The sequence below is a fragment of the Bradyrhizobium nivariense genome, from assembly GCF_029846695.2.
Lineage (GTDB): Bacteria > Pseudomonadota > Alphaproteobacteria > Rhizobiales > Xanthobacteraceae > Bradyrhizobium.
In genome coordinates this window covers 1-603 of the sequence record NZ_JARWCR020000221.1, presented here as the reverse complement: position 1 = coordinate 603, position 603 = coordinate 1, and the positions used below count along the sequence as shown (strand labels likewise).

Below are 603 nucleotides of genomic sequence, written 5' to 3'. Positions count from 1 at the left end.
AATTCCGTGACGGCATGCCGGTGACCGGGCAGGCGGTGACGGTGATCCTGTCCTCGATCGACCGCATCAAGGAAATTTTGGCCGGGCTGGAGGCGACCGAAGCCGAGCCCGAGGGCACCGACCGCGACCTCATCGACAAGCTGGAAGCGATGGTCGAGCAGGGCATGGCGGCCATGGCTGCCGGTGCTGCTGCTGCCGTGGCCGAAGCGCCGCCGCTGGTGCCGGAAGCGCCGGCTGCGGTGGAAGCCGCGCCTGCCAGCCAGGGCGCGCTGGCCGACCAGACCGTGGAGCGCCCGCTCCGTCCCGGCGAAGTCTCGCTTGACGAGCTCGAGCGCGCCTTCCGCGAGACCGCGATCGAAGCGCCGACCCCTGTTGCCAAGGCTGAAGTCAAGGCCGAGCCTGCCGCTGAAGCCCCAGTGCCTGTTGCCAAGGAAGCCGCCAAGGAAGCCGCCAAGGAAACTGCCAAGGAAACTGCCAAACCCGCCAAGGAAAAGCCCGCCCCGAAGAAGTCGGCGGCCGACGAGACCGCCGTCGAGGGCGACCGCATCGCCAACCAGTCGATCCGCGTCAACGTGGATACGCTGGAGCATCTGATGACCATGG

The 603-nt window shown here is 68.0% G+C and carries 1 pseudogene; it reads left to right on the top strand.

Annotated elements, in window-relative coordinates:
• Positions 1-603 (top strand): annotated as a pseudogene (locus QCM77_RS46030) (hybrid sensor histidine kinase/response regulator); the annotation flags it as partial.